This is a genomic window from Amycolatopsis sp. PSD-21 (genome assembly GCF_055561455.1).
Genome location: NZ_CM145712.1, coordinates 1,472,904 through 1,498,867, shown reverse-complemented (window position 1 = coordinate 1,498,867; position 25,964 = coordinate 1,472,904). Strand labels below are relative to the sequence as shown.

The 25,964-nt window shown below is 68.7% G+C and carries 23 protein-coding genes; 9 read left to right on the top strand and 14 right to left on the bottom strand.

What is annotated here, in order from left to right; genetic code table 11:
• Nucleotides 1-9: 9 nt before the first annotated feature.
• The 3 genes from ACZ1DY_RS07575 to ACZ1DY_RS07565 form a co-directional block, all read right to left on the bottom strand.
• A complete protein-coding gene (locus ACZ1DY_RS07575; protein ID WP_465483968.1) occupies nt 10-1,512 on the bottom strand; it encodes a sugar ABC transporter ATP-binding protein in 1,503 nt (500 codons plus the stop codon).
• Entirely contained in the window at nt 1,509-2,732 is a 1,224-nt protein-coding gene (locus ACZ1DY_RS07570) for an ROK family protein (protein ID WP_465483967.1), read from the bottom strand. The genes ACZ1DY_RS07575 and ACZ1DY_RS07570 overlap by 4 nt, the downstream gene beginning before the upstream one ends.
• A gap of 259 nt (nt 2,733-2,991) precedes the next feature.
• Complete coding sequence (locus ACZ1DY_RS07565; RefSeq protein WP_007034224.1) at nt 2,992-4,194, bottom strand: ROK family transcriptional regulator; 1,203 nt, start codon at nt 4,192-4,194, stop codon at nt 2,992-2,994.
• A gap of 234 nt (nt 4,195-4,428) precedes the next feature.
• On the opposite strand from ACZ1DY_RS07565, the gene ACZ1DY_RS07560 reads away from it, so the two are divergent.
• Together ACZ1DY_RS07560 and ACZ1DY_RS07555 are read left to right on the top strand one after the other, a co-directional pair.
• Nucleotides 4,429-4,995, top strand: a complete 567-nt coding sequence (locus ACZ1DY_RS07560) for a TetR/AcrR family transcriptional regulator C-terminal domain-containing protein (protein ID WP_257488837.1) — start codon at nt 4,429-4,431, stop codon at nt 4,993-4,995.
• A 16-nt stretch (nt 4,996-5,011) separates the two neighbouring features.
• On the top strand, nt 5,012-5,797 hold the full coding sequence (locus tag ACZ1DY_RS07555) for an isocitrate lyase/PEP mutase family protein (protein WP_465483966.1): 786 nt from the start codon (nt 5,012-5,014) through the stop codon (nt 5,795-5,797).
• Nucleotides 5,798-5,982: 185 nt separating this feature from the next.
• On the opposite strand, the gene ACZ1DY_RS07550 is transcribed toward ACZ1DY_RS07555, so the two are convergent.
• Both ACZ1DY_RS07550 and ACZ1DY_RS07545 read right to left on the bottom strand, forming a co-directional pair.
• Complete coding sequence (locus ACZ1DY_RS07550) at nt 5,983-6,645, bottom strand: response regulator (RefSeq protein ID WP_126733955.1); 663 nt, start codon at nt 6,643-6,645, stop codon at nt 5,983-5,985.
• Entirely contained in the window at nt 6,642-8,174 is a 1,533-nt protein-coding gene (locus ACZ1DY_RS07545) for a sensor histidine kinase (protein ID WP_465483965.1), read from the bottom strand. Before ACZ1DY_RS07545 ends, ACZ1DY_RS07550 begins: the two co-directional genes overlap by 4 nt.
• A gap of 132 nt (nt 8,175-8,306) precedes the next feature.
• Here ACZ1DY_RS07545 and ACZ1DY_RS07540 point away from each other — a divergent pair, with 132 nt between their 5' ends.
• From ACZ1DY_RS07540 to ACZ1DY_RS07520, 5 genes are all read left to right on the top strand, one after another.
• Complete coding sequence (locus ACZ1DY_RS07540; RefSeq protein ID WP_257489767.1) at nt 8,307-9,275, top strand: Bug family tripartite tricarboxylate transporter substrate binding protein; 969 nt, start codon at nt 8,307-8,309, stop codon at nt 9,273-9,275.
• Nucleotides 9,272-9,769: a tripartite tricarboxylate transporter TctB family protein gene (locus tag ACZ1DY_RS07535; RefSeq protein WP_126733957.1), complete on the top strand. Its 498-nt coding sequence runs from the start codon at nt 9,272-9,274 to the stop codon at nt 9,767-9,769. Before ACZ1DY_RS07540 ends, ACZ1DY_RS07535 begins: the two co-directional genes overlap by 4 nt.
• Nucleotides 9,769-11,286 carry a tripartite tricarboxylate transporter permease gene (locus ACZ1DY_RS07530; RefSeq protein WP_465483964.1) on the top strand — a complete coding sequence of 506 codons (1,518 nt, stop codon included), beginning with the start codon at nt 9,769-9,771 and terminating at the stop codon, nt 11,284-11,286. The genes ACZ1DY_RS07535 and ACZ1DY_RS07530 overlap by 1 nt, the downstream gene beginning before the upstream one ends.
• Before the next feature lie 69 nt (nt 11,287-11,355).
• Nucleotides 11,356-11,961, top strand: a complete 606-nt coding sequence (locus ACZ1DY_RS07525) for a hypothetical protein (protein ID WP_465483963.1) — start codon at nt 11,356-11,358, stop codon at nt 11,959-11,961.
• A gap of 167 nt (nt 11,962-12,128) precedes the next feature.
• Complete coding sequence (locus ACZ1DY_RS07520; RefSeq protein WP_465485626.1) at nt 12,129-13,565, top strand: DUF1996 domain-containing protein; 1,437 nt, start codon at nt 12,129-12,131, stop codon at nt 13,563-13,565.
• A gap of 147 nt (nt 13,566-13,712) precedes the next feature.
• Here the strand turns inward: ACZ1DY_RS07520 and ACZ1DY_RS07515 are convergent, their stop codons facing one another.
• From ACZ1DY_RS07515 to ACZ1DY_RS07490, 6 genes are all read right to left on the bottom strand, one after another.
• Nucleotides 13,713-14,402 (bottom strand): hypothetical protein, encoded by a 690-nt coding sequence (locus ACZ1DY_RS07515; protein WP_034317906.1) that lies wholly within the window; start codon nt 14,400-14,402, stop codon nt 13,713-13,715.
• A gap of 121 nt (nt 14,403-14,523) precedes the next feature.
• A complete protein-coding gene (locus ACZ1DY_RS07510; RefSeq protein ID WP_125680634.1) occupies nt 14,524-15,225 on the bottom strand; it encodes a Crp/Fnr family transcriptional regulator in 702 nt (233 codons plus the stop codon).
• A 29-nt stretch (nt 15,226-15,254) separates the two neighbouring features.
• Nucleotides 15,255-15,620: a hypothetical protein gene (locus tag ACZ1DY_RS07505; RefSeq protein ID WP_007034234.1), complete on the bottom strand. Its 366-nt coding sequence runs from the start codon at nt 15,618-15,620 to the stop codon at nt 15,255-15,257.
• 50 nt (nt 15,621-15,670) lie between these two features.
• Nucleotides 15,671-16,183: a hypothetical protein gene (locus tag ACZ1DY_RS07500; RefSeq protein WP_465483962.1), complete on the bottom strand. Its 513-nt coding sequence runs from the start codon at nt 16,181-16,183 to the stop codon at nt 15,671-15,673.
• Between the two features lies 1 nt (nt 16,184).
• A complete protein-coding gene (locus ACZ1DY_RS07495) occupies nt 16,185-17,939 on the bottom strand; it encodes a substrate-binding and vWA domain-containing protein (RefSeq protein ID WP_465483961.1) in 1,755 nt (584 codons plus the stop codon).
• A gap of 36 nt (nt 17,940-17,975) precedes the next feature.
• Nucleotides 17,976-20,597, bottom strand: a complete 2,622-nt coding sequence (locus tag ACZ1DY_RS07490) for a P-loop NTPase fold protein (RefSeq protein ID WP_465483960.1) — start codon at nt 20,595-20,597, stop codon at nt 17,976-17,978.
• A gap of 137 nt (nt 20,598-20,734) precedes the next feature.
• Between ACZ1DY_RS07490 and ACZ1DY_RS07485 the strand changes: the two genes are divergently transcribed.
• Nucleotides 20,735-21,286, top strand: a complete 552-nt coding sequence (locus ACZ1DY_RS07485; RefSeq protein WP_126733963.1) for a snapalysin family zinc-dependent metalloprotease — start codon at nt 20,735-20,737, stop codon at nt 21,284-21,286.
• A 46-nt stretch (nt 21,287-21,332) separates the two neighbouring features.
• Here ACZ1DY_RS07485 and ACZ1DY_RS07480 read toward each other — a convergent pair whose 3' ends face one another.
• Entirely contained in the window at nt 21,333-21,512 is a 180-nt protein-coding gene (locus tag ACZ1DY_RS07480; RefSeq protein WP_126733964.1) for a ferredoxin, read from the bottom strand.
• A 5-nt stretch (nt 21,513-21,517) separates the two neighbouring features.
• On the bottom strand, nt 21,518-22,723 hold the full coding sequence (locus ACZ1DY_RS07475) for a cytochrome P450 (RefSeq protein WP_465483959.1): 1,206 nt from the start codon (nt 22,721-22,723) through the stop codon (nt 21,518-21,520).
• A 182-nt stretch (nt 22,724-22,905) separates the two neighbouring features.
• Here ACZ1DY_RS07475 and ACZ1DY_RS07470 point away from each other — a divergent pair, with 182 nt between their 5' ends.
• A complete protein-coding gene (locus ACZ1DY_RS07470; RefSeq protein WP_465483958.1) occupies nt 22,906-23,826 on the top strand; it encodes a helix-turn-helix domain-containing protein in 921 nt (306 codons plus the stop codon).
• A gap of 793 nt (nt 23,827-24,619) precedes the next feature.
• On the opposite strand, the gene ACZ1DY_RS07465 is transcribed toward ACZ1DY_RS07470, so the two are convergent.
• Entirely contained in the window at nt 24,620-25,816 is a 1,197-nt protein-coding gene (locus tag ACZ1DY_RS07465; protein ID WP_465485625.1) for an HNH endonuclease signature motif containing protein, read from the bottom strand.
• Nucleotides 25,817-25,964 lie beyond the last annotated feature (148 nt).

Here is a 25,964-nt window from a genome sequence, read left to right as displayed (position 1 = left end):
CTTGGTCGGTCACGCCGCACTCCCCTCGAGAATCACGTCGAGCACATCCGCCTCTGTCAGCTCCGCAGACGGCTTTTCAGCCAGGACACGTCCTTCACGCAGCACCAGCACCCGGTCGGACAGTCCGAGCACTTCGGGGATCTCGCTGCTGACGAGCACGATCGCGACCCCGGTCGCGGCCAGTTCCTCGATCAACCGGTACAGCTCCGCCCGCGCGCCGACGTCGACCCCGCGCGTCGGCTCGTCCAGCAGCAGGACCCGGCAGCCCCGGACCAGCCAGCGGGCGAGCACCGCCTTCTGCTGGTTGCCGCCGGACAGCGTGCGGATGATGCGGTGCGGGTCGGCGGGCCGGAGATCGAGGCGCCGCAGGCTTTCCCCGGCGTCGTCGAGTTCCCTGCCCCGCTCGGTGAACCCGAACGTCGCGTATTTGCTCAGGCTCGCCAGGGTCACGTTGTGCACGACGGGCAGGTCCAGCAGCAGGCCCTGGCTCTTGCGTTCCTCCGGCGCCAGCCCGATCCCGGCCTTGACCGCCGCGGACACGCTGCCGGGCCGGACCGGTTCGCCGTCGACCGACACCGTGCCGGTGTCCTGCTTGCGCGCGCCGAAGATCGTCTCCAGCAGCTCGCTGCGTCCCGAGCCGACGAGGCCCGCGATCCCGACGACCTCGCCGGCGTGCACGGTGAAGTTCACGTTCTCGAATTCGCCGACGGTGGTCAGGTTCTCCACCTTGAGGACCTCGCGGTCCGGGTCCACGTGCTCCTGGTGGCGCGGGCCGAACACGGTTTCGACCTTGCGGCCCGCCATCAGCGCGACGAGGTCGGAGGTCGGCGTCTCCTTGGCGTCGAGGCCGGTGGCGACGGTCTTGCCGTCCTTGAGCACGGTGACGCGGTGGCCGATCCGGCGCAGTTCTTCGAGCCGGTGGGAGATGTAGATGATCGCGACACCTTCGGCCGTCAGCTCGCCGACGATGCGGAACAGGTTGTCGACCTCTTCCCCCGCCAAGGCCGCTGTGGGCTCGTCCATCACCAGAAGCTTCGCGTCGTACGCGAGCGCCCGCGCCATCGAGACCAGCTGCTGGCCCGCGGCGGAGAGCTTGCCGACCTCGGTCGACGGCGCGATCTCGGGGTGACCGAGCCTGGCCATGAGTTTCGCGGCCATCGCGCGGGACTCGCTGATCCGCGTGAACCCGAACGACGCGCGCTCACGGCCGAGGAAGATGTTGTCCGCCACGGAAAGCCCGGGCACCAGGTCGAGTTCCTGGTACATGGTCGCGATGCCGATCTTCAGCGCGGCGACCGGCGAGGGCAGCGTGACCGGTTCGCCCTGCCAGAAGATCTCGCCGCCGTCGGGGCGATGCGCGCCGGCGAGCGTTTTGATCAGCGTGGACTTGCCCGCGCCGTTCTGGCCGAGGAGACAGTGCACCTCACCGGGTTCGACGTCGAAGTCAACCCCGTCGAGCGCACGCACCCCCGGGAAGGTCTTCACGATCCCCCGGACGGAGAGCAGGGTCATGCCGGAGCCTCCTCGGTCTCGAAAGGAACTAATGTCGGGTCGGCGAAAAGCCGTTCAGTGGCGAGATGCGCGGCGCCGCGCAGCGGGGCGGTGGTGCCCAGCGGGGACGGCTCGACGCGGCAGGCCGGCTCGTGGCCGAGCGGACGCGCGGACAGCTCGCGGCGCACCGGCTCGACCAGCCATTCCCCCAGTTCGGCGAAGTAGCCACCGAGCACGACGACGTCCGGGTCGAGTACATCGACCACAGTGGACACCGCGATGCCGAGCGCGACCCCGAGTTCCGAGACCGCGACGACCGCGCGCTGGTCACCGCGCTGCACACGGTGCTTGAGCAGCCCGACCCGGCCGTCGACGCCCAGGGCGGGATCGTGCAGCGGGTCGCCGGGCGAAGCCGCGCCGCGCAGGACCGCGTTGAGCCCGGCCTTGGTCTCCAGGCAGCCGACCCGGCCGCACTGGCACTGCTCGCCGGACGGGTCGACGGTGATGTGCCCGACCTCGCCCGCGAAACCCCTGGCACCGCGCAGGATCGCGCCGCCGGACACGAGTCCGCCGCCGACGCCCGTGCCGCCGCTGAGGTAGAAGAGCTCCCGCACGCCTTGGCCCGCTCCGGCGACGGCCTCGCCGATCGCGCCGAGGTTGGCCTCGTTGTCGACGGCGATGGCGTCCGCGGGCAGCCCGAGCCGGGCGGCGAGGAGGTCGGCGATCTCGGCGTCGCGCCAGCGCAGGGTCGGCGCGAACCGCAGCACGGCGGCGGCCGAATCGACCAGGCCTGGCACCGAGACGGTGACCCCGACCGGCTGGTCGTCGAGCAGCACGGTCCGGGCGAGGAAGGCGAGTTCGTCCATGCTCCGGTGCAGCCCGAGCGCGGCGACGTCGGCGGTTTCGGTGCGTTCGGCGACGACTCGGCCGTCGAGATTCGTGACGACGGCGGCGAAGCGGTCGGCCTCGACACTGAGCGCGAGCCCACAGGCGCTGGCGCCGTTCAGCTCGACCAGCTGGCTGGGCCTGCCGTTGCCGCCGCCCTGGAGTCCGGCCGAGCGGACGAGACCGCGTTCGGACAGCTCGGTGATCAACCCGGAGACGGCCGCCTTGGTGAGTCCGCAGCGCGCCGCGAGCTGGGTGCGCGAGAGCGGCCCCGCGCGCAACGCCCGCAGGAGCGCGGCGAGGTTCGCGGTGCGTGGGCTGACCGGGTCGAGCTGCCCGGGTTCAGTCGCGGCCACACTGCCTCATCTGACGACGCCTCACTTACGAATCGGCCGTAACAAACTTTGTTACTTAGCCAGCGAAAGTAGGGTGGCGCCCGTCACCCGTCAAGGTGACAACAGGACAGAAATGTCGACTAAAGCCCTCCGTCACCCGAATAGCCGTCCGGTTCGGTGCAGACTTTTGTACTTTTCAATCGAAAGTCTGCACGATCTTGACGTTACTAATCGGAATCAGGTGAGTGCCCAACGTGCCGCAAGGGGTGGGCCGGGTGGGTCAGCTGCTCAGCGTGAAGGCCCGGTCCGTGGCGGACCAGGCGGCCCCGATGACGCCCGCGGTGTCGCCCAGTTCGGACAGCACGATCGGCAGGTTCCCGGTCGCGAGCGGCAGCGACCGCCGGTAGACCGAGCTGCGGATCTCGGCGAGCAGCTGATGTCCGAGCTGCGCCACGCCGCCGCCGATCACGACCATGCCCGGGTTCACGAAACTCACCAGTGAGGCGACGACCTGCCCGAGCCGGCGCCCGCCGTCGCGGATCAGGTTGACCGCGCCGAAATCGCCCGACGCCGCCGCGCGGCCGACGTCCTGCGCGGTGATCGCGCCGCGGGCCGCGACGACGTCGGCGAGGTACGTCGAGCGGCCGCTTCGCGCCAGCGTCAGCCCGTCGCGGGCCAGCGCGGCGCCGCCGAAGTACGCCTCGAGACAGCCCGTCTCACCGCAGGCGCAGGTCGGCCCGTAGTCGTCGAGGCGGATGTGCCCGATGTCGCCCGCCGTGCCGGCGACGCCGCGATACACCTTGCCGCCCAGCACGATCCCACAGCCGATGCCGGTACCGATCTTGACGAACACCAGGTCGTCGATGGAGCGCGCGACCCCGGCGTGCCGCTCCCCGAGCGCCATCGAGTTCACGTCGTTGTCGACGGTGACCGGGCAGCGCAGCAACCCGCCGAGATGGTCGCGCACGGAGAACCGGTCCCAGCCGGGCATTATCGGCGGCGCGACCGCCATACCCTCGGCGAAACTCACCGGGCCGGGAAGGCCGATCCCGGCGGCGATCAGCTTGCCCGGCGCCTCTTCGCGGATCTTCTCCGCCAGCGCGACCACGCGTTTCAGCACGGCGTGCGGCCCCTGCCGGACGTCGCAGTCCTCGACGGTGTGCACCAGCACCTCGCACGAAGCGTCGGTGAGCGCGACCCCGACCGACGTCGCGCCGACGTCCACCGACAGCACCCGCAGGTCTCCCGCGAGCCGCACCAGCGTGGACCGCCTGCCGCCACGGCTCGCCGACGGTCCGGCCGTCTCGACGAGGCCGACCTCGGCCAGCCGCGCGACCTCGGCCCCCACCCGGGCGCGCGGCAGCTCCAGCCGCTCCCCCAGTTCGACCCGGGACATCGGTCCTTCATCCCGCAGCAGGGTGAGCAGCTGGGTCTGGTGCCGGGTTTCGACCATCGGATGCTCCGAGGTGGATGCCGTGCTCATTCACCTGAGCCTACGGCGTTGTCCACCCGCTGTCCCGAATGCCACTCGGAACCTTCGGGGCGTATCGGACGGGAAGAAACCCACCGGCGAAACGTCAGTCCACTGTGGACGATTCGATGTCGGCCAGGGAACTTCCGATCATCCTACCTGCCGATCTTATCGACGTTAAGATATTAACGGTGATAAGATCCGGTCGAGTTGTCAACTCCGATACGGACCGGCGAAGGTGTGCGCATGGTCGTGAGACGGGACGGGTACGTCCGAGCCGCACTGGAACTCCTCGACGAGGTCGGGCTGGACGGATTGAGCCTGCGCAAGCTCGGGGAGAAGCTCGGCGTGCGCGGTCCCGCGCTCTACACGCATTTCGAGAGCAAGCAGGCGTTGCTCGACCAGATGGCCGAAACCATGCTGGACGACCGGCTCGCCCCGCTCGACGATCCCTCGGCGATGGACGACTGGGGCGAGTGGCTGGCCCGGCGCGCCCGCACCATCCGCTGCACCCTGCTGTCCTACCGGGACGGCGCACGCCTGCACGCCGGCTCCCGCCCGACCGACCGATCGGCGATGACGCCGCTGATCAAACCGTTGCTACGAGCGGGTTTCACCGAAGAGGACGCGACGCACGCGATCCTCGCGATCAGCCGGTACACGCTCGGCTGCGCGATCGACGAACAACAGCACGCCGAGGGCGACCACGACGAGGACCCGGCCGCCTCCTTCGAATACGGTCTCGCGCGGCTGATCGCCGGGCTCCGCGCCGACGTCGATGTCGCGAATCCGCCAGACCAGGATGTCGCCTAGCTGCTGGACTGACGCCATGACAAGCGAAACCGCCCGGCTGTTCCGTTCCCTGCACGTCCCGTCCGACCCGCTGGTGCTCGCCAACGCGTGGGACGTCGCGAGCGCCCGGCTCGTCGAGGACGCGGGCGCCGCGGCGATCGCCACCACCAGTGCCGGGGTGGCGTGGAGCCTCGGCGCCCCCGACGGTGACCGCCTCGGACGCGAACTCGCGGTGGACCTGATCGCCAGGATCGCCCGCGTGACAACGGTTCCGGTGACCGCGGACATCGAAGGCGGCTACGCGGACACACCCGGCGGCGTCACCGAGACCGTCGCCGCGGTGGTCGCGGCGGGCGCGGCCGGCATCAACATCGAGGACGGCCCGCGACCACCCGAAGAGGTCGTCCCGCGGATCGCGGCGGCCCGCGCGGCGAGCGACGAGGTCTTCGTCAACGCCCGGATCGACACCTTCCTCCGCGGGCTTGGCGGGGTGCCGGAGACGCTGGAGCGCGCCGCCGCCTACCTCGCGGCGGGCGCGGACGGGATCTTCGTCCCCGGCGCCACCGACCCCGCCGTGATCGCCGCGCTCGTCGAGGGCATCGACGCGCCGGTGAACGTGATGGCCCACCCTGGCGCGCCGAGTGTCAAGGAACTAGCCGGGCTCGGGGTCGCGCGGGTGAGCGTCGGCTCCGGTATCAGCCAGGCCGCGTACGCCGTCGTGCGGGAAAGCGCCCGGGAGCTCTTCTCGACCGGCACGTACTCGCGTCTCGAGGATTCCGTGGACTACGGCACCCTCAACGACCTTCTCACTTCCCGCATTTAGAGGACGAAATGCGGGAGGGCGGTGCGTCGGTCCGGTGAGTCGTGACCGGCGCACACGCGAGCCCGCCGCCCGGGGAAGCGTCGCGAAAGCCACTTTCGCGACGTCTGATGTCCCGAAAGTGGCTTTCGCGACACATCAGCGCCGGGCGAGGCTGCTGACGACTCGCATTTAGAGGACGAAATGCGTCAGGACCAGAGGTAGCGCCGTTCGGGGCGTCCGGTCCCGCCGTACTTCAGGGTGACCTCCGCCTTACCGGTCGCCACGAAATGCTCCAGGTACCGGCGCGCGCTCACCCGTGCGACGCCGGTCGCCTCGGCGCATTCGCTCGCGGACATCCCGCCGGACGCGCCCCGCAGCGCGGTCTCCACCAGCCGCGCGGTCTGGACGGTGAGTCCCTTGGGCAACACGGGTTTCGCGCTCGGCCGCGCACCGAAGACCTGGTCGACGTCGGCCTGACCGGCCTCGTCCAGCCGGTCCAGCCGCTGGTGCAGCGACGCGAAATGGGTGAGCTGATCGCGCAGCGACGCGTACTCGAACGGCTTGATCAGATAGTGCAGGACACCGCCCCGCATCGCCTGCCGCACGGTTTCGACGTCGGTCGCGGCGGTGATGAGGATGACGTCGACGTCCTCGGTCGCGCGCAGTTCCCGCAACACCGAAAGCCCGTCGAGATCGGGAAGGTAGACGTCGAGCAGCACCAGATCCGGTTTCAGTTCCCGTGCCAGGCGGAGCGCGTCGGCGCCGGTGTGCGCGACACCGACCACCGCGAACCCCTCCGTGCGCGTGACGTATCCACTGTGGACTTTCGCGACCATGAAATCGTCGTCGACGACGAGCACCTTGATCATCGCGGCAGCCTCGCCGTGAACACCGCGCCGCCGGAGTTGTGCACTTCGACGGAACCGCCCCGCCGCACGCACGCCTGCCGGATCAGCGCGAGCCCGAGGCCGCGCTGGCCGTGCGCGGCGGCCTTGGTGGTGAAGCCGTGCTCGAACACTTCCTCCGCGATCTCCGGGGCGACCCCCGGCCCGGAGTCACGGACCTCCACGCGCACTTCGTCCTCCTCCTGCCACACCCCGACCTCGATCCAGCCCTGTTCCCCGCCCAGCGCGTCCAGGGCGTTGTCGACGAGATTTCCCAGCACTGTCACCAAATCCGTGGAAAGGGCGTCCTCGACGCGGTCCAGTTCGCTGTCCGGGGCCATGCGCAGCCCGACCCCGCGTTCCGCGGCGAGCGACGCCTTCGCGATCAGCAGCGCCGCCACCGCCGGGTCGCCGACCCGGGAGCCGACCTCCGCGCGCCACTCCCCCTGCGCCGAGCTGATCCGGCTGACGTAGCCGCGAACCTCTTCGTATTCCCCGAGTTCCAGCAGCCCGGAGATGGTGTGCAGCCGGTTGCTGAACTCGTGCGCCTGCGCCCGCAACGTGTCGGTCGCGTGCCTGCTGGCGTCGAGTTCGTCCCGCAGGGTCATCAGATCGGTGCGGTCCCGCAGGGTGACGACGGCTCCTCGCACGTCGATCGGCATTCGGTTCAGCGTCAGCACCTTCCCTTGCCGCAACACGATCTGGTCGGCACCGGTCGCGCGGCCGGTGAGCAGGTCGCGGATCCGCTCGTTGAGGTCGAGGTCTTCGACCGACCGGCCGACGGCGTCCTCCGGGAGCGCCAGCAGTTCGCGGGCCTGATCGTTCACCAGGATGATCCGGTGCTGCGGATCCAGGCCGACGACGCCCTCCTTGATGCCGTGCAGGAGCGCCTCCCGGTTCTCGACCAGCGCGGTGATCTCGTGCGGCTCCAGGCCGAGCGTCTGGTTCTTCACGCGCCGCGCGAGCAGCAGCGAACCGCTCACCCCGATCACCAGCGCGACCCCCAGCACCCGCAGGGCGTTGTCCGGCGAATCGAGCACACCGGCGAAGAAGCCCGGCGACTTCGAGCCCGCCGCGACCATGCGGACCACCTTGCCGCCCTTTTCGTCGAGCACCGGGACATGCGCCACGATCGAACCGCCGAGCTCGCCGACCCAAGACCGTCCAGAGAGGACGGTGCTCTCGCCGATGTCGAGCAGCGTCCGCACCTGGCCCGGATCAGGTGACGCGAGCACATAACGGTCCGCTCCCGCGATCACGACGAAATCGACCCCGGACAGGCTTCGCGCGGTCTCCGCGGGCGCGTTCAGCTCGTACGGACCGTTCTCGAGGTCGCCCACGACACCCTGCGCGGCGACACTCTCCGCGACCGAAAGCGCCCGGCGTCCCTCGGTCGTGCGGAAGTTGTTCCCCGCCTGGACGACGGCCAGCACGCCCACCGCGCACAGTAGGCAGGTGACGACTACCAGTTGCCACACGAGGAGCTGGCGGGCCAAGGAACCCCGAGCACCCATCGCCACCTCCGCGTGACCACAAAGAACAAAAGAAACCTTAGGCGTCTAAGCGAGACATCTCTGTTTACACGAGTGCAACATGTCCAACCACGCGGCAGAGAGGCGGGGATCACAGTGAAGCCCAGTAACTGGTTGGCCATCGCGGCGGCGCTCGTCGCCGTCTTGCTGGTGCCACCGTTGCTCACCCCGGGCGGCGAGGCCGACGAGGGCTCGCAGATCCGGTCGTTGCGGGTACTCGTGCCCAACGCGCCCGGCGGCGGTTACGACATCACGGCGCGGACCGCGACCAAGGCCATGGAGGACGCCGACCTGCTCGGCAACGCGGAGGTGTTCAACCTCCCCGGCGCCGGCGGCACGGTCGGCCTCGGCCGCACGGTGGCCGAACGCGGCAACGGCAAGCTCGTCATGTCGATGGGTCTCGGCGTCGTCGGCAGCGTGTTCACGAACAAGTCGCCGTCTTCGCTGCTCGACACCACACCGGTGGCGAAGCTGATCGAAGAGTCGGACATCGTCGTGGTCGGCAAGGACTCGCCGTACCAGAACATCGGCCAGCTGATCGAGGCCTGGAAGAAGGACCCCGGCGCGGTGCAGGTCGGCGGCGGTTCGTCGCCCGGCGGGCCGGACCACCTGGCGCCGATGCTGATGGCGAAGGCTGTCGGGCTCGCGCCCAAGGCGGTCAACTACGTCCAGTTCGACGGCGGCGGTGAACTGCTCGCCTCGGTCCTCGGCGGCAAGGTCGCGTTCGGTGTCTCGGGGGTCGGCGAGTACCGCGACCAGATCGCGGCGGGCACGCTCCGGGTGCTGGCGGTGACCAGCGCGAACCGGATCCCCGGAATCGACGCGCCGACGCTTTCGGAGTCCGGCGTGGACGTCAAGTTCACCAACTGGCGCGGCATCGTCGCGCCGCCCGGCATCACCGAATCGGACCGCGCGAAGCTGGTGAGCCTGTTCGAGCGGTTGCAGAAGACGCCGCAGTGGCAGGAAGCCCTGCAGCGCAACGGATGGACCGGCGCGTTCGCGCCAGGCGAGCAGTTCGGCTCGTTTCTCAAAGAGGAGAACACTCGAGTGGCAACGGTGCTGAAAGAGCTGGGTCTGGCATGACGACCACATGGCTGAAGGAGCGCTCCGAACTCGGGGTGAGCGTCGGGCTCGTGGTGCTCGGTGTCCTGGTGCTCACCGACGCGCTGAGCATTCCCACCGACTTCGCCCAGCGCGGGCCGGTGGGCCCGAAGGCGGTGCCGATCCTGGTCGGCTCGCTGCTGCTGCTCGTCGCCGTGCTGCTGGCGCGCGACGTGCTGCGCGGTGGCAAGGGCGAGGCCGAAGGCGGCGAGGACGTCGACCTGACCGCGCCGGCCGACCTGCGCACGGTGCTGTTGCTGTGCGGCGCCTTCCTCGCCAACGCGGCGCTGATCGGCCTGGTCGGATTCCCGATCTCGGGCGCGATCCTGTTCTGGGGCGCGGCGTACGCGCTCGGCAGCCGCAACCTGGTGCGTGACCCGCTGATCGCGGCGGGCATGTCGGTCGTGACCTTCCTGATCTTCAACAACCTGCTCGGAGTCCCGCTCCCCGGTGGCCCGTTGATGGAGGTGTTCTGATGTTCCAGCAACTCATCGACGGCTTCGGCACCGCGCTGACCCCCACCCATATCGCGATGGCGGCGATCGGGGTACTGCTGGGCACCGCGATCGGTGTCCTGCCGGGGATCGGCCCGGCCATGGCGGTGGCACTGCTGCTTCCGGTGACCTACGGGCTGGAGCCCACCGGCGCGTTCATCATGTTCGCCGGCATCTACTACGGCGGGATGTTCGGCGGTTCGACGACGTCGATCCTGCTCAACACGCCGGGTGAGAGCGCGGCGGTGGTCGCCGCGATCGACGGAAACCCCATGGCCCGCAAGGGCCGGGGCGCGCAAGCGCTTGCGGCGGCCGCGATCGGGCATTTCGTCGGCGGCATCCTCGGCACGATCGCGCTGGTCGTGCTGGCTCCGATCATCGCGAAGCACGCCGTCGACATCGGCGCGCCGGATCTGTTCGCGATCATGGTGCTGGCGTTCATCGCGGTCACCTCGGTGCTCGGCAGTTCCCGGATCCGCGGTGTGGCGTCACTGCTGATCGGGCTCACCATCGGGCTGGTCGGCCTGGACGAGATGACCGGGCAGTCGCGGCTGACCTTCGGCTCGCTGCATCTGGCGGACGGGATCGACGTCGTGATCGTGGCGGTCGCGCTGTTCGCGGTCGGCGAGTCGCTCTGGGTCGCCGCGCATCTGCGGCGCAACGCGTTCAAACCGATCCCGGTCGGCAGGCCGTGGCTCTCGCGTGCCGATCTGAAGCGGACGTGGAAGCCGTGGCTGCGCGGTCCGGTCATCGGGTTCCCGTTCGGCGCGGTGCCCGCCGGTGGCGCCGAGATCCCGACTTTCCTCTCCTACGTCACGGAAAAGCGGCTCTCGAAGCACAAGGACGAGTTCGGCAAGGGCGCCATCGAAGGCGTCGCGGGCCCGGAGGCGACGGCGTCGGCCTCCGCCGCCGGAACGCTGGTCTCGATGCTGACGCTCGGTCTGCCGACCACCGCGGTCGCGGCCGTGATGCTGGCGGCGTTCCAGCAGTACGGCATCCAGCCGGGACCGCTGCTGTTCGAGCGGGAGTCGTCGCTGGTGGGGGGCCTGATCGCCTCGCTGTTCGTCGGGCTGACCCTGCTGCTGGTGCTGAACCTGCCGCTGGCGCCGCTGTGGGCGAAGCTGCTGCGGATCCCGCGGCCGTACCTCTACGCGGGCATCCTGTTCTTCGCCAGCGTCGGCGCGTACGCGGTCAACGCGGACATCTTCGATCTGCTGGTGATGTTCGTGATCGGCCTGATCGGCTTCGCGATGCGCCGCTACGGGTTGCCGGTGCTGCCGGCGATCATCGGCGTCATCCTCGGCCCGGCCGCCGAACAGCAGATGCGGCGCGCGCTGCAACTGAGCGACGGCAGCCTGACCGGGTTGTTCAACACGCCGTTCGCGATCGTGGTCTACGTGATCATCCTGGTGATCCTGTTCTTCCCGTTGATCAAGCGTTTCCTGCCTGCCCGTCCCACCGCCACCGAGGCGGAGCCCAAGGACAAGGTGGACGTCTGATCGGTGGGAAACCGGCCCGGCCTCGACTGCCCCGAGGCCGGGCCTTCTCCCTCTCCGGAAGGAGGACGCTTGTCCGCGCGAGTGATCTTTCCGGTGCCGCACGGCGACAGGATCGACTTCATGAAGATCCTCCACCGCGCCCCGGCCGTCAGCGACACGGAACGGCCGGTTCCCCGCTGGGCGACTCGCTTGGCCTACGCGCTCCCCTGGCTCCTGCTGCCTTCGTGCCTGTGGCGGCTGCCCTTCGCGGTGCATTTCGAAATGGGGCAGGTCCACGATCGCGCGATGCCGGAACTCTGGTTGAGCATCCCGTACGTCCTCACGCTGAGCGTGCTTTCCGAGGTGCTCGCGATCCTGGCCATCGGCCTGGTCCGGGGCTGGGGTGAGGTGGCGCCCCGGTGGATCCCGTTCCTCGGCGGTAAACAGATCCGGCCTCTCGCGGCCGCCGTCCCCGCTGTCGTCGGCGGGTTGATCCTCACCGCGCTCTTCAGCTCGATCCCCCTCGGTGACGGTCGGAGGCTGACCCTCTTCGGCGTCGCCGAAAACGCCGCCTACGTCAACGAGGCCTGGGAAACGCTGGCCGCGATCTGCATCGCGCCGCTCGCCTTGTGGGGACCGATCACCATCGTTCTGGGACTCGCCTATCACCACCGCCGCAAGGTAACGAAAGCATAACGGCGAGGTCGCGTTTTGAACCGTCTGTCGGTCGGGGCCGTTTCAGCCAACGCGGAGTCAGTGACGCCGGTGCAGCCGGCGCCGCATCCCCCGGGCTCCGCGCAACGACACCGAACGAGGTGAACAAGTTCATGCCCCGTAACCAAAGAACCGCCGGCCGCCATCGCATGGCGCGCCGCACCAAGGTCGCCACGGGCGCCACCGCCCTCGCCCTCGCCGTCGGCGGGATCGTCGTGCTCAACACGACCGGAACCCCCGACGCCGCCAGGGCCGACGGCGCGGACAAATCCTTCTTCATCGACATCACGAAGGTCCCCCGCGGCAACAACGTCAACCTCGACCTCGCGAAACGGGGCGCACGAGGGACGTTCACCGTGGACTGCGGCCGCAACGAGAACGGCCACTTCAACGGCGACAACTTCATCGCGCAGCCCGGTGTCCGCAATGGAGCCGAGCATCTGCACGACTACGTCGGGAACCTGTCGACCAACGCGGACTCGAACAACAAGAGCCTGCTGCGCGCGGGCACCACGTGCAAGAACGGGGACAAGTCGGCCTATTTCTGGCCGGTAATCCGGATCAACACCGAAGAAGAGGAAGAGAACGAGGCGGCGAACGAGGAGAAACTCGCCGCCGACCGCGCGAACGCGGCCAAAGACGAGGCCGGTGCCCAGGTCGATTGCCCCGACGTCGCCAGTGAACTGGAAGAGGTCCCCGACCAGGCCATGCCCGCGGTCGACGAGAATCTCGACAAGCTCGACCAGGAGTCCGAGAACGCGAACAACCAGCTGGCGCAAGGAAAACAAGCCGCCCAGGTACTCGACGAGCTGAAGAACAAGCGGAAGCCGTCGATCAAGCAGATCGGCGACACCATGCGACAGGCGGGCAGGCCGGTCGCGAAGAACGAGGAGCAGCTCGCCGGTTGCGCGGTGAAGCAGAACGGCGAGGGCGGCCTCGACAACGGCGGCGACAACAGCAACGTCAACGCCGCGGGCGACGCCGAGAAGAAGAAGTCCGACGGCAACGCCGCCGACCTGCCCGGCGTCAATGACAACAACGAGATCGGTAACAACGAGGGCGAAATCCAGCGTGCCGAGAAGGTCGACCTGACCTTCACCAGCGGCGGCGCCCGCCGCGTCGTCGCGATGCCGAAGTTCCTGCGCGTGCTCTACGGCGACGCCAAGCAGAGCACCAACGGCCCGGCCAACGCGCGGCCGAGCTGGACCTGCACCGGTTTCGAAGACCGGCTCACCGAGCTGTACCCGATCTGCCCGCGGGGCAGCAAGGTCACGCGGATCCACTCGTTCCCGAACTGCTGGGACGGGAAGAACACCGACAGCGCGAACCACCGGACGCATATCGTGTTCTCCGACCGCAACGGGAAATGCCCGCGCGGCTTCAAGAACGTGCCGCAGCTGCGGATCACGCTCGTCTACAACATCCCGCCGGAGGTGCAGGCCGCCGGACAGTACGCGGTCGACGCGTTCGCGCAGGAGAAGCACAATCCCCGCTCCGACCACGACGACTTCGCGAACGTCATGTCGCAACGGCTGATGAACCAGCTGGTGAAGTGCGTCAACAGCGGGAAGCGCTGCCGGCAGTAGCGGAGCAAGTGGGGGCGCGGCGGGGATGACCCGCGCCCCCACCCCCGCGCCGGGGGTCCGGTTCCCGGCCCGGCGTAGGGGTACCGGGCCGGGAACCGGCGAGCGATACGGTTTTCCCTCCCTGGAAACCGGACCGCCCGGTCTGGGTCAGGCCGTCGTGGACAACCGGCTCACCCGGTCGAACACGAGCGGCACCGCGACGGCCGGGTTCAGTTCGGCGAGGACCGCTTCCGCGTCCAGGCCGGGCAGGTGGATCCACGCGCTGTCCGCGAAATCCGGGGTGGTGACGCTGATCCTGGCGCAGCGGGCGGGCGGGACCAGCGCGACCCCGAACGGCTCGACCACGTTGCGCCACACCGATTGCGACACGATCATCCCGGCGCCGAACTTGTCGCCCGTCGGATCCGAACGGCACCAGTAGCCCACGGCGTCGTTGAAGGTGGAGGCGCACAGCAACCTGGTCAGCGTGATGTACGTGCGGTGGTAGCGGTGGTTGTCCGCCATCGGTCCCATGTGGACCGCCACACGCGCCCGCATCGGCACCCGGGCGTAGCGGTTGCGGGTCCGGAGGAGATGGTCCAGGTGGAACACGACCTCGCAGAGCTGGCCGACGGCGTGGTCCGGATACGCGACCATCAGCCCGTCCCCGGTCTCCCGGAAGTGACGCGCTTCCCCCGGCGCGAGCCCGACTGCGGTGAACGAGCGGGAAACCAGCGTCTCCATCTCGGTCTTCATCGGGTCCAGCAGGTCGTCACTGGCCTTCGACGAACCGACGATGTCGACGGACAGGACGGCGTGGGTGTGCGCGTTGTATCGGCCTGAGGTCAGCACCTGCATCTCTGCGACCCCTCCCCTGATCGGTGAAAACTGGCGGCAGGAAGCAGTGTTCCCACTCCTCACCGGAAGTTCTGTTCGGAACCGAACAAAACATGACCTCGCGCAGGTCAACGCCAGTGAGCTAAGTCACACCTTTTTCCGTGACCACCCGCAATGCCTCGCGGTCGATGACGGTGATCGCACGGCGCGAACTGGCCACCACTCCCGCCTTCCGGAGTTTGTCCAGTGCCTGCGCGACCATGGTCCGGCCCATCGGGATGAACTGCGCGAGTTCGTCCTGGCTCAACGGGATCCCGATCCGCCAGCCGGCGGGTGTCCGGATGCCACAGACGTCGACGAGGTAGTCCAATCTGGTCGCGACCCTGGCCACCGCCTGCGGTTTCCACGACTGGGTCCGCTGCCGCTGGGCGAGCACGAACCGGCGGGCGACACTGACGAGCACCTCCCGCATCGCCGCCGGATGTTCCAGCAGGAACCGGTTGAACTCGCTCGCCGCGATGCGCCGGACGTGCACTTCTTCGATGGCGACGACGTCGGCCATCCGGATCCCGCCCGCGATCACCGCGATCTCGCCGTGCAGATCGCCGGGGACCCCGACGTCGAGGATGACCGTCGCGCCCATCCGGTCGGCGCTGGTCACCTTCACGTAGCCGTGCCGCAGCAGCATGACGAAGTCGCCGGGTTCGCCCGCCCGCATGAGCGCCTGCCGTCCCTCGTAGGTCTGCGGGGTGCCCATCTCCAGCAACCGGGCGCGGACGGGTTCGTCCAGTCGCTCCAGGAACGGACGTTCTCTTTCTTCGGCGGCCTCCTGGCCCAAACCCACGAAACACCCTCCCAGGCAGTCGTGAACACCTATCGCGGAGAGTAACCGAATCGGCCACCCGATCCGGCGGCGGAACCGTCGTGGGTGGTGAAGATGCCCAGCCGGACCAGTTCCGATCTGATCCACTCGGCCAACCGGTGCAACGGTCCGTCTTCGGCCTCGACGAAGTAGCTGTCCACGATCTGGTGTCGTCTGTCGGCGTGCTTCGCCGCGTAGAGCAGCGCTGACCGTACCTCCGACACCTTCAGCGGAGCGACCTTGATCCCCGGAGCGGGCCGCACGGTGCTCTTGGCGGCCATCACCGCCAGCACGGCCTCCTCCAGGCTGAACCGGTGCTCCACCGGTACGACCACATGTTCCACGCCCTCGACAACCCGGCGCCCGATCAACGGCATGCCCTCAGATCAGCACGACGCACGGCCGTAGTCTGTTCGCCACCGAACACTCACCGTGGTTCGACCGCCGCGAGGGCGTCTTCGAGCGTTTCCCGGTACAGCCTCATCCGCTCGACGAGCATCACCGGATCAGGGTTCTCGTCCCGCGCGTGTCGCTCCAGCTTCTCGGTGGTCTGTTTCACCGTCACCCGCAGCTCGACGACTTCGGGAGCGTTGCGGTCCTTGCGGTTTTCGAGCCGGGCCACCGCCCGGCGGAAGACGGCGGACAGCTCCGTCTCCCCGGGCCGCACCGTTTCGATGGCCGTCAGCGCCCGCCCGAGCAGGCTGTAGTGATCGAAGGCAGCGGCGGGCTCCGGCGCGCGCTTCTCCCGCGCCGGCCTCCGTCGCCTGCCGTTCAGCACAAAGAACGCGGTCTCGGCCGGGACCAGCACGGCCAACGCCGCGACACCACCGAAAAGCCAGGCCTGCGGATGCGGATAGGTCACCGCGCGGCCGATCATCCCGGCGATCAGGCCGAGCACCACCGCGACGACGTGGAACGGCCGGTTGTCGTACTCGGCCATGTCAGAAGTTGCTGAACACGTTGACGAACATCTTGTCGATGCCGTGCGGGTCGACGGCCTGATAGCTGCGGGCCTTGGACTTCTGCGCGATCTCGTCGAGGACGCGGCTGTCGGCCTGCGCGCCGTAGGCCATGGTGAAGATGCGGACGGAGTTGTCCAGCCGCTCGGCGTCGACGTTCTGCAGCACCTGCTCCTTCGTCCCGGCCTCGGTGTTCTCGCCGTCGGTCAGGAAGACGACGGCGTTGATCAGGTTCGGGTCGAACTCGCGCCGCATCTTCTCGTTGGCGGCCATCACGGTCTGGTACAGCGCCGTATCGCCTTTCGGGGTCAGGTTCTCGACCAGGTCGAGCATCGGGCCGCGGACGTTCTTCACCTTGCCGATGGGCATCTTCTCCTCGTACCCGTCGGAGAACGTCCACAGCCCGACCTCGTCTTCGGGATGCAGGTACTCGAGTTGTTTCCGGATCGCGGGTTTCAGCAGGGCGATCCGGCTTTCGGAGTACGGCTTGTCCTTGCGGTTCTTGTCGAACGGTTCGTTCATCGAGCCGGACAGGTCCAGCACCAGCAGGATCCGGCCCCGCCGCTGCGTGTACTCCCAGCCGTCCAGCATCTTCTGGATCTGTTCGCCGGTGGGGACGCCGATCTTCGGCGGCTCCTGGGCTCCCTGGGTGCCCACGACCCCGGCCAGCTCCGGGGTCCCGTTACCGCCGGGGTCGCGGAATCCGAGCTCACGGAACCGGTCCTGCTGGGCGGCCTCCAGGAGGAAGTCGTAGAAGTCCTTGGCCGCCGACTGCTGCTCCGGGGACGCGTTCGCGGTGACCAGGAAGGGATGGTCGATCAGCATCGTCCCTTCCCTGGGGTGGACGGCGACCAGCGGGCGCAGCGGCGGGACGGGGTTCGCCTTCAGCTGCGCCGGATCCCCGGTCGGCACGCCGCGGTTGTAGAGGTAGACCATCTGCTCCTGCATCGCCATCGCGCTGATGTAGGGCGTCGGTTTCTTGCGGTCCTCGTCGTACAGCGTCTTCAGGAAGGCCACCGAATCGTCGCTGTAGTAGGCGACCGACGCCTCGATCCCGCGGACGAACTGCACGGTCTCCGCGGTGCCGATCTTGCCGTAGTCGCCGCCCGTCGCCGCGAAATAGGTCGCGATGGTCGCGGCGAGCCCGGACGTCGACCGCCGCGGGTTGTCCTTGCCGAGCGTGAAGTTCCCCCACTGGGCGTACGCCGCGCCCTTCGAGGGCCAGCCGCCGTTCCGGTTCACTTCCAGTACGTCGCCCCAGCCGAGGGTCTTGCCCGGCCAGCCCATCGCCTTGGCCATCGGCTCGGGCATCGCGATCACCATCGGGCTGGTCGCGAGCGAGGTCTTCGGCCCGGACTTGATCCGCTCGCCTTTTCCGCGCTGGCGCAGCAGATCGAGCCAGAGCGACGAACTGGGCAGCCAGACCTGGGGCTCGGGGTGGTGCTGGTCGAGGTCGTTCCAGCCATCGGCGATGAGGTCGAGGGTGGCACCCGAGGTCTTCTTGTGCGCCTCGACCCTCGCGCACCGGCCGCCGTCGAACGTCCGGCCGGTGTTGTTGTACCGCTCGGCCAGTTCGGCGATCAGATCACCCTTCTCCGTGGAAGAACTGGTGATGAGGCGGACACAGTCGGGCCTGGTCGCGTTCGAGGGCGGGGTGACCGCCGTGGCGAGCAGGACGATCACGAGCGTCCCGACGAGCGCGCCGAAGACGAGCGAAAGCCAGCCTGTTCTCCGCATGCGCCGCCCCCTAGCCGTCGTAGCGGGCAAGTGTAGCTACAACATGGTTCCCGGTTCCGCCTCCTCGGTCACGAGATCGTAGGTCTCGAAACTGAAGCGGGCGAGGGTGCCCACCCAATTCCGGTAGACCTGTAGATCATCGAAGGATTCGGCGTCTAGCCGCCATTCAGGTGGAAAGGCCTCCCGTAACGATTCCCCGTCGGAAAGGGCGATGAACGTCTTGCGCGCGGCGTCCGGATCGGCGACCAGGAGGGTCAGGAGGACGAGTACGGCGCGGTACGGGCCGTCGACGAAACGCGCCAGTTCCGCGTCCGGGATACCGATGCGCACGAGCCGGTAGAGGTTGATCAGCTTCCGGATCTCGCGCGGCGTGTTCAGCCTTTTCCGCAGTACGTGGACGAAAGCGCGTTCGACCTCGGTGAGCCGCAACCGGTCCGGCCGCATGTTGTAGAACGTCGGCGGGGCCGTTTCCTGGACGACGACCTCCCTTGTCCCACCGTCTTCGGGGACACTCTCGTCCTCCGGCCATTCTTCGGGCTCGGACGGCTCCGGTTCCCGTTCCTCGATCGGCATCAGGGCGTCGATCAGCTCGTCCGCCGCGGTTCCCATGGGGCGCAGGGCGAACACGATCTGGAAGATCTTGTCGAGGTACTCCGCCCGCCGCGCCTCCCCCGCGCCGAACAGTTCCTCGTGGTGCTGGTCGAGGCAGCGCCGCAGCCACCGCGGGTCGACCGCGACCACCACGACGAACGCGGGCAGCGCCAGCAGCAGATGCACCGCGGCCAGCACTTCGATCACCTTCGACGGCGGACAGCGGTCGAGATCGTCGATGTAGAGCACGATCCGTTCCAGCGGCGGCTTGCCCTTTCCGCCCGCCCGCAGCCATTCCTCCCTGGCGTCCACCAGATCGGCGCTCAGATTCGCGAGATCTTCCCGGACCCGGGCGAAAACCCCTTGGTAGTCCCCGTATCTCCCGGTTTTCGCCTCCTCGATGAGATCGCCGAGCCTGCTGGCCGCGTCCAGCCGCCGCAGCCGTTCCTCGGTCTCCCGGACCTCGGCCTCGAACCGTTCCGCGCGTTTGTCGACGTCGTGCCGCAGCCTGTCCAATGTGGACTTGACCGGCGCGAGCGCGGATCTGGCGGTGGTGAGCGCCGGGGTCAGCACGGCGCCGAGCGCGACGACGGCACCCGCCGCGGCGAGGATCGCGTTGTGCCACAAGGCCCAGCCGGTGATCGCCGCGGCCACACCGAGCACGCCCAGCACCGCGTACCCCGCGACGGCGAGCCTCCGCCGACGGCGTTCGGCTCGGTCCACCCCGGAGACCAGCAGCCGCCAGCGCCAGGTGAGCGGGGAATCCGCCTTGACGGCCTTCAGCCCCGCGAGCCGGTTCCGCAGCTCCTCCCGTTCGGCGCGGACCTCGCCGGCGTCCGCGTGCGTCTCGGGCGCGCCGAGATTGCGGAACAGGTGGTCCACCAGCCCGACCCACAGATGGTCGTCGTGGTACTGCCAGGCATTGAACCGGATCTGCCGGATCTCACCGGTGAACACGCTGTTCGCGGCGTCGCCGCGGGACCGGCGCGCCAGTTCGGCCACCCGGTCGGTCACCTGGCGGACGAAACTCGACTTGCCGGAACCCCACGGGCCCAGCAGCGCGACGCACAGCGGCGGGCTGGTCTCGCGGTCGGCGATGACCGCGGCGAGGGTGCGCACGTCGTCGTGGAAGCCGATCAGGTCGACCGGGCTTTCGACGTCGGGCGTGATCCGCGGCCGCGCCCGGCCCGGTTTGGGCTCGACGAAACCGGTGCCGTCGATCTGGTTGCCGAAGCGGTCCCACACCCGGATCGTGCGGTCGTCCCCGACCGTGACGATCTTCTCGTTGCCCGCGGTGCAGACGATCGCCCGGACGTTCCCCTGATGTCCCTTGAGGAGCGTGTAGTCCCGCGGGTCGTCGATCTCGCGGACGCGGACCTCGCCGTCGGAACCGCCGGAAAGCACCAATTTGCCGTCGGCGCCGAAGGCCAGCGCCCGCACTACGCCGGTGTGGCCGGGGAAGACGAGGGCCGGATCGCCCTTGCGCCCCCACAACCGGACCATCTCGCCCTCGGCGGACAGCACCTGCTCGCCGTCGGCCGAGATCGCGACCACGTGGACCGCGCCCGCGCCGCCGAACCGGTAGTGGGAAACGATTTCCCGGTCCCACAGCCGTACGCCACCGGCGTCGTCCCCGGCGACGACGACGCGGCCGTCCGGGGTCACCGCGACCGATTCGACCTCAGGGCCGCCAGTGCGCAGGGTCCGTGCCGTCGCGCCGTCCAGCCGCCTGACCTCGACAGTGCTTCCCGCGCCGGACACGGCGAAGTCCTTCGCCACCGCGACCGCCACGGTCCGCTTGGTGGTCTGGACCTCCGGGGGATGCGCGCCGGTACCGGTGATCCGCCAGCGCCGCACCGTCGCCCCATCGCAACCCACCACGTACTGACCCGAGATACCCACCGCCAGAACCGGCCGATCATGGCCGCTCAGCGCGAAACGCTGCTCTCCGGTCTCCAGGTCCCAGACCCGCACCGTCCGGTCCGCACCCCCGGTGACCAGCCGGTTTCCCTTCACCGCGACCGCGAGGATCGGTGCTTCGTGTCCGGTGAAACGCGCCGTCGTCATAACGGCACAGTCTTCCGGTCGCGTCAAGATCATGGTTAACGACAGGCGACTATCGGCGGGTACCCCGACGACCGCGGAGGGTTCAGGGTCGACAGTGCTCCGAAATTCCAGCACGCCTTAAACGCGAGGAGTTCAACGTGCTTCGACGTACCTTCGCCGCGGTGCTCACCGGCGCCGCGCTCTCCGTCTCGATGCTCACGGCACCCTCCGCCGGTGCCGCCGAGATCATGGCGACCACCCTGACCTACGACGACAGCCAGGCCGCGGAGTTCAAGGACGCGGTGGCCGCCGGCGTCAACGTCTGGAACACCAACGTCACCAACGTCCGTATCGTGAAGGCGACGCCGGGGCAGCGGGTCAACATCCGGGTCATCGCCGACAACGGCTGGCCGCGCGCCACGCTCGGCCCGGTGCGCCCGAGCGGCACGGTCACCGTGTGGATGGGCAGGCAGGCCGTCCAGCAGGGTTACTACACGCCGCGGATCGCTTCCCACGAACTCGGGCACAGCCTCGGCCTGCCCGACGTGAAGCCCGGCCCGTGCTCGTCGCTGATGTCCGGCTCGACCGGCGGGGTCAGCTGCAAGAGCGTGAACCCGAACGCGCAGGAGAAGGCCAGGGTCCAGCAGCTCTACGCCGGCACCGCGGTGCCGAGCGCCGACGCGGGCAAGGTCCTCGCGGACGTCGGCTGATCCCGTGCCAGGGGGTGCCCGCCCGGCACCCCCTGGCCTGGGGTTTCTACGCTTTCGCCGTGATCGCCGCCGCCGGGCACGATTGCACGGCGTCGCCGATGTCGGCCGGTTCCGGGTCCAGCAACCGGACCCGGCCGTCTTCCTCGTCCTGTTCGAACACCCCGGGCGCGGTCAGCACGCACATTCCGGCGCCCACACAGCGTTCCCGGTCCACTTCGAGTTTCATCGCGATCAGTCCCACGCCACCGGGAGCGCGTACACCCCGTAGATGTCGGAATCCGTCCGCATCGGGATCTCTCCGGCCGGAACGGCGAGGCGCAGCTTGGGGAACCTGGCGAGCAACCCGCTGAAGGCGACCTTCATCTGCACCCGCGCGAGCTGCTGGCCGAGGCACTGGTGGACGCCGTGCCCGAAGGAACCGTGCCCGGCGGCGTTCCGGCGGACGTCGAGCCGGTCGGGTTCCGGGAACTTCAGCGGATCCCGGTTGGCCGCCTGGGCCGAAAGCGCGACCACCTCCCCCGCCTTGACGAGCTGCCCGCCGATCTCGACGTCTTCGAGCGCGGTGCGCGCGCCGGTGTGCGCGATGGTCAGGTAGCGCAGCAGTTCCTCGATCGCGCCTTCGATGCGCGCCGGGTCCTCGCGGACCGCCGCGAGCTGGTCCGGATGTTGCAACAAGGCGAAAGTGCCCAGCGCGAGCATGTTGGCCGTGGTGTCCAAACCGGCGCCCAGCAAGAGGAACGCGATACCGGTGAGCTCCTCGTCGGTGAGCTCCGTCGTGGTCGTCAGTTCACCGAGGATGTCGTCGGTCGGCGCGGCCCGTTTCGCCACGATGAGCTTGTAGAGGTACTCCCCCAGCGCGTTGACGGCGGCTTCCTGTTCCTCGGCCGGAGCGTCCGGCAGGTTCAGCGGCAGGACGTTGCGCCGGAAGAACTCGTGGTCCTCGTACGGGACGCCGAGCAGCTCGCAGATCATCAGCGCCGGAATGGGCTGCGCGAACGCGGTCACCAGGTCGGCCGACGTTCCCTGCTGCTCCATCGCGTCGAGGTGTTCGGTGGTCACCTGCTCCACCCGCTCCGAGAGCAGCCGCATCCGGCGGACGGTGAACTTGCCGGTGAGCAGCTTGCGGTAGTGGCTGTGTTCGGAGCCGTCCATTTTGATGAACATCCCCGGGGGCGCCGGCGGCATCTCCACCATCGCGGCCGCGCCCGGCAGCGGCGAGTGCATGAGCTCCTGCCGGGCACTGAACCGCGGATCCGCGAGAACGGCGCGGACGACCGCGTGTCCCGTCGCGAGCCAGCCTTCGTGCCCGTCGGGGAACGTCAGACGGACCAGCGGATGCTCGTCGCGCAACGTGCCGAGCTCCGCGGGCGGGTCGAACGGGCAGCCCTTCGGTCGTTCGAGGGGTAGTTCGGTGAGATGAGGCACCGAGGTGGTCATAGCTGTTCCTCCCAGTTTTTACCGATACCCAAAGGCTACGTTGCATTTACAGATCGCTCAAAGCTTTGCCCTGGCTTTTTGGGTGTTATAGCTGGTAGATTTCCGGAAATCGTTGCAACGGTCGTGACAATAAATGCAACGTCTCGTTGCAATGATCTGCGCGTGAACGCACAGGAGGTGCCATGCCGGGCGGCAGGCTGACGCTGGAGGATCGACGGCTGATCGCGTCCTGGCTCAAGGACGGCCTCGGTTACGCCGAGATCGCCCGGCGGCTCGGGCGGCCGACGTCGACGATCAGCCGCGAGGTCGCGCGCAACAGCGGCCGTTCCGGCTACCGCGCCGAAGAAGCGACCCGCGTCACCGGCGAACGCGCGCGGCGCCGCAAACCGCAACCGCGCGCCGTCCCCGTCGTCGAAAACGGCTACGGACGGGACCCGGAAGCCGTCCGCGCCTTCGAAACCGACTTCGCCGAAATGATCGTGGCGACCGGACTGCCCCGCATGACCGCGCGGGTCCTCGCGTGCCTGGCCGTCAGCGACGACGGCGTGCTCACCGCCGCCCAGCTCGCCCGGCGGCTCCAGGTCAGCCCGGCCTCGATCTCGAACGCCGTCGCCTACCTCGAAGCACAGGCCATGCTCAAACGGGAACGCGACGGCCGGCGGGAACAGTACGTCATCGACGAGGAAATGCCGCAGCGCGTGTGGGCCGAAAGCGTCCGCTCCAACCAGGAATGGGTCAAGGTCTCCCGCCAGGGCGCCGAAGTCCTCGGCGTCGCGACCCCCGCGGGCGCCCGCATGGACGACCTCTCCCGATTCCACGCGCGCATCGACGAAATCATGCACGACGACCGCGTCGCGGTCTTCGCCGGTGACGCACTGACCGTGCTCGCCGCACTCCTGCACGCCGGCCGGGGGCTTTCCCTTGCGGCTCTCGCTTCGGCCCTCGACTGGTCTGTTGAGCGGACCGCTGCCGCCTTGCGGGTGGCCGAAGAGCACCCGCACATCGCCGGCCCGGTTCGCGTGGATCGCCGCGGTGGGGAGTATCGGGCGGTTCCGTTGGTGGAACGGCTCACTGCTGGGCAGTTGGCTGCTTTGGGGTCTTGAGTGGTGCGTCCGGCATTGCGTAGTCGCTTTTCGGCGACGCAGGTTTGTGGCGGGGCTTGGCGGCGGCGGCCACTTTCACGGCCAACGTGGAGTTCTGCGCACGGGGGTGCTCGTCGCTGCTTTCCGGTGATGCGGGTCTAGCGGCGAGACTTGGCGGTGAACATGAAGGATCAAAGCAGCGTCTCCGCACGCATCGCCCGTGGCCGCATTCCGGCCACGCGCTCCAATGGCGAGACTTGTCGGTGTGCCCTTGAACGGCCAACGCAGCACCCCTCCGCACAGGGCGCCCGTCGCCACTTTCCGGCAACGCGGGTCTAGCGGCGAGACCTATCAGCAGCGGCCTTTTCACGGCCAACGTGGAGTCTTGCGCGCAGGGTGCCCGTCGCCGCTTTCCGGCGACGCAGGTCTAGTGGCGAGACTTGGCGGTGAACTTGAATGGACAATGCAGCGAGCCTGCACACGCCATCCGTGGCCGCTTTCCGGCGACGCGGGGTCAGGTGGCGAGATCTGTCAGCGGCGCCCCTTTCTCGGCCAACGCGGAGCCCTGCGTAGGGTGCCCGTCGCCGCTTTCCGGCAACGCACCAACCAGCAAGACCCGACCGTGAACTTGAAGGGCCAAAGCAGCGTCTCCGCACACACCACCCGTGGCCGCGTTCCGGCGACGCGAGGTCTAGTGGCGAGTCAGCGGCGTCTTTGGAAGGCCCAAGCCGAGTCCGGCGCCCTCGCCGTTTTCCGACGATGCGGACCTACCGGCGAGGCCTAGCCGTCCGTCGCCACTTTCCGGCAATGAGACTCAGAACGGTGGCGGTTCGTCGGCGAGCGGTGTCCTTGGGCGCGGTAAGTGAAGCGGCGGGGGTGAGCTGTCGTAGCTCTGTCCGGTGGGTGTGGTGATGGTGAGGGTGCCGTCGGCGGCGAGGTGGTAGGTCCAGCCGGGTTCGTCTTTGAGGCGGTGGTCTCGTCGGCAGAGGTCGATCAGTTCGTCGGCGTTGGTATGGCCGCCGTGTTGCCAGGGCACGGAATGGTCGATATCGCAGGCCTGGGCAGGACGCTGGCAGCCGGGTCTTCGGCATTCCCGGTCCCGGACCCGCACGAACTCGCCCAGGCCCGCGCTGGGGCGGTAGCGGTCCCGGCCGAGGTCGAGGACCTGCCCGGACAGCGGGTCGGTGATGATGCGCCGCAACACGGCATCGGGGCCGGTGGCGATTTGCCGGGCGAGCGCGGCGGGGACGGTGCCGTGTCCGGCGAGATCCGCGGGATCGTCGTTGAGGCCAAGGTAAGTGAACAGGTCCATGTACAGGAACACTTCGGTGCGTTCACTGGTGCCGCCTTGGCCGCCGAGCAGGAGATCGAGCGCGACGTCGGCGCGTAGCTGCTCCAGGGTGCGAGTCTCTTCCCCGGTCTTGAGCGCCCGTGCTTCCCGATCGATGCGCTGATAGGCGGCGGTGACTTTTTCGACCGGCCCGTCTTCGACCTCGATCGACGCCACTCCCGTTTCGCCTTGCCGCAAGGTCAGGCGGCGGCCTTCGCGATGCCGTTCGGCCCGTGCTTCGGCGCCCTCGCGGTCGACGGTGATCGCGGCGTGGTTCGCCGCTTTCCGGATCTGATCAGGGTTCCTGCCTGGTAGCCGGTCCTCCAGGAGCGCATCGACGGTGCGGGCGTCCTCGTCCGACAGCCACGCGGTGGCCGCGGCGACCTTCATCGCGCCGAAGCCGCTCACTTCTCCTTGGTCCATCAGGGACAGCGTGCGCGGCAGGCGGGTGGTCAGCGCGTCGGCCGCGGCGACCATCGCACCGGCATTATTGTCCACAAGCGACAGAGCGAAAGCGACCTCCTGTGTGACGCTGCGGGCGCCGTCGCGATGTCGGTTCAGCTGCGCCAGCGCCCGGAACCGGACCGCTTCCAGCCGTGCGATCCCGGCCGACGCCGCCTGCGCGACAGCGACGGAATCCTTGTCGTCCAACGAATCGACGGCAGCGTTCACCGCTGCCAGCAGCTCGGGGCCGGTGAGGTTTTCGAGTAGCGCCACAGGCGCGGAATGTGTGCCCACCCCACGACCATACGACCGGCCACCGACAGTTTCCGGCCTCGCGAGCGGGGAAGGGAGTTGCCGATTTTCGGCAACTAGGACACGAAGCGGG

What these genes read in the sequence shown, in the direction of transcription:
- ACZ1DY_RS07575 (WP_465483968.1), bottom strand. Translation starts at nt 1,512, where the DNA reads ATGACCCTGCTCTCCGTCCGGGGGATCGTGAAGACCTTCCCGGGGGTG.
- ACZ1DY_RS07565 (WP_007034224.1), bottom strand. Translation starts at nt 4,194, where the DNA reads ATGAGCACGGCATCCACCTCGGAGCATCCGATGGTCGAAACCCGGCAC.
- ACZ1DY_RS07560 (WP_257488837.1), top strand. Translation starts at nt 4,429, where the DNA reads ATGGTCGTGAGACGGGACGGGTACGTCCGAGCCGCACTGGAACTCCTC.
- ACZ1DY_RS07555 (WP_465483966.1), top strand. Translation starts at nt 5,012, where the DNA reads ATGACAAGCGAAACCGCCCGGCTGTTCCGTTCCCTGCACGTCCCGTCC.
- ACZ1DY_RS07550 (WP_126733955.1), bottom strand. Translation starts at nt 6,645, where the DNA reads ATGATCAAGGTGCTCGTCGTCGACGACGATTTCATGGTCGCGAAAGTC.
- ACZ1DY_RS07545 (WP_465483965.1), bottom strand. Translation starts at nt 8,174, where the DNA reads ATGGGTGCTCGGGGTTCCTTGGCCCGCCAGCTCCTCGTGTGGCAACTG.
- ACZ1DY_RS07535 (WP_126733957.1), top strand. Translation starts at nt 9,272, where the DNA reads ATGACGACCACATGGCTGAAGGAGCGCTCCGAACTCGGGGTGAGCGTC.
- ACZ1DY_RS07530 (WP_465483964.1), top strand. Translation starts at nt 9,769, where the DNA reads ATGTTCCAGCAACTCATCGACGGCTTCGGCACCGCGCTGACCCCCACC.
- ACZ1DY_RS07520 (WP_465485626.1), top strand. Translation starts at nt 12,129, where the DNA reads ATGGCGCGCCGCACCAAGGTCGCCACGGGCGCCACCGCCCTCGCCCTC.
- ACZ1DY_RS07515 (WP_034317906.1), bottom strand. Translation starts at nt 14,402, where the DNA reads ATGCAGGTGCTGACCTCAGGCCGATACAACGCGCACACCCACGCCGTC.
- ACZ1DY_RS07505 (WP_007034234.1), bottom strand. Translation starts at nt 15,620, where the DNA reads ATGCCGTTGATCGGGCGCCGGGTTGTCGAGGGCGTGGAACATGTGGTC.
- ACZ1DY_RS07500 (WP_465483962.1), bottom strand. Translation starts at nt 16,183, where the DNA reads ATGGCCGAGTACGACAACCGGCCGTTCCACGTCGTCGCGGTGGTGCTC.
- ACZ1DY_RS07495 (WP_465483961.1), bottom strand. Translation starts at nt 17,939, where the DNA reads ATGCGGAGAACAGGCTGGCTTTCGCTCGTCTTCGGCGCGCTCGTCGGG.
- ACZ1DY_RS07490 (WP_465483960.1), bottom strand. Translation starts at nt 20,597, where the DNA reads ATGACGACGGCGCGTTTCACCGGACACGAAGCACCGATCCTCGCGGTC.
- ACZ1DY_RS07480 (WP_126733964.1), bottom strand. Translation starts at nt 21,512, where the DNA reads ATGAAACTCGAAGTGGACCGGGAACGCTGTGTGGGCGCCGGAATGTGC.
- ACZ1DY_RS07475 (WP_465483959.1), bottom strand. Translation starts at nt 22,723, where the DNA reads ATGACCACCTCGGTGCCTCATCTCACCGAACTACCCCTCGAACGACCG.
- ACZ1DY_RS07470 (WP_465483958.1), top strand. Translation starts at nt 22,906, where the DNA reads ATGCCGGGCGGCAGGCTGACGCTGGAGGATCGACGGCTGATCGCGTCC.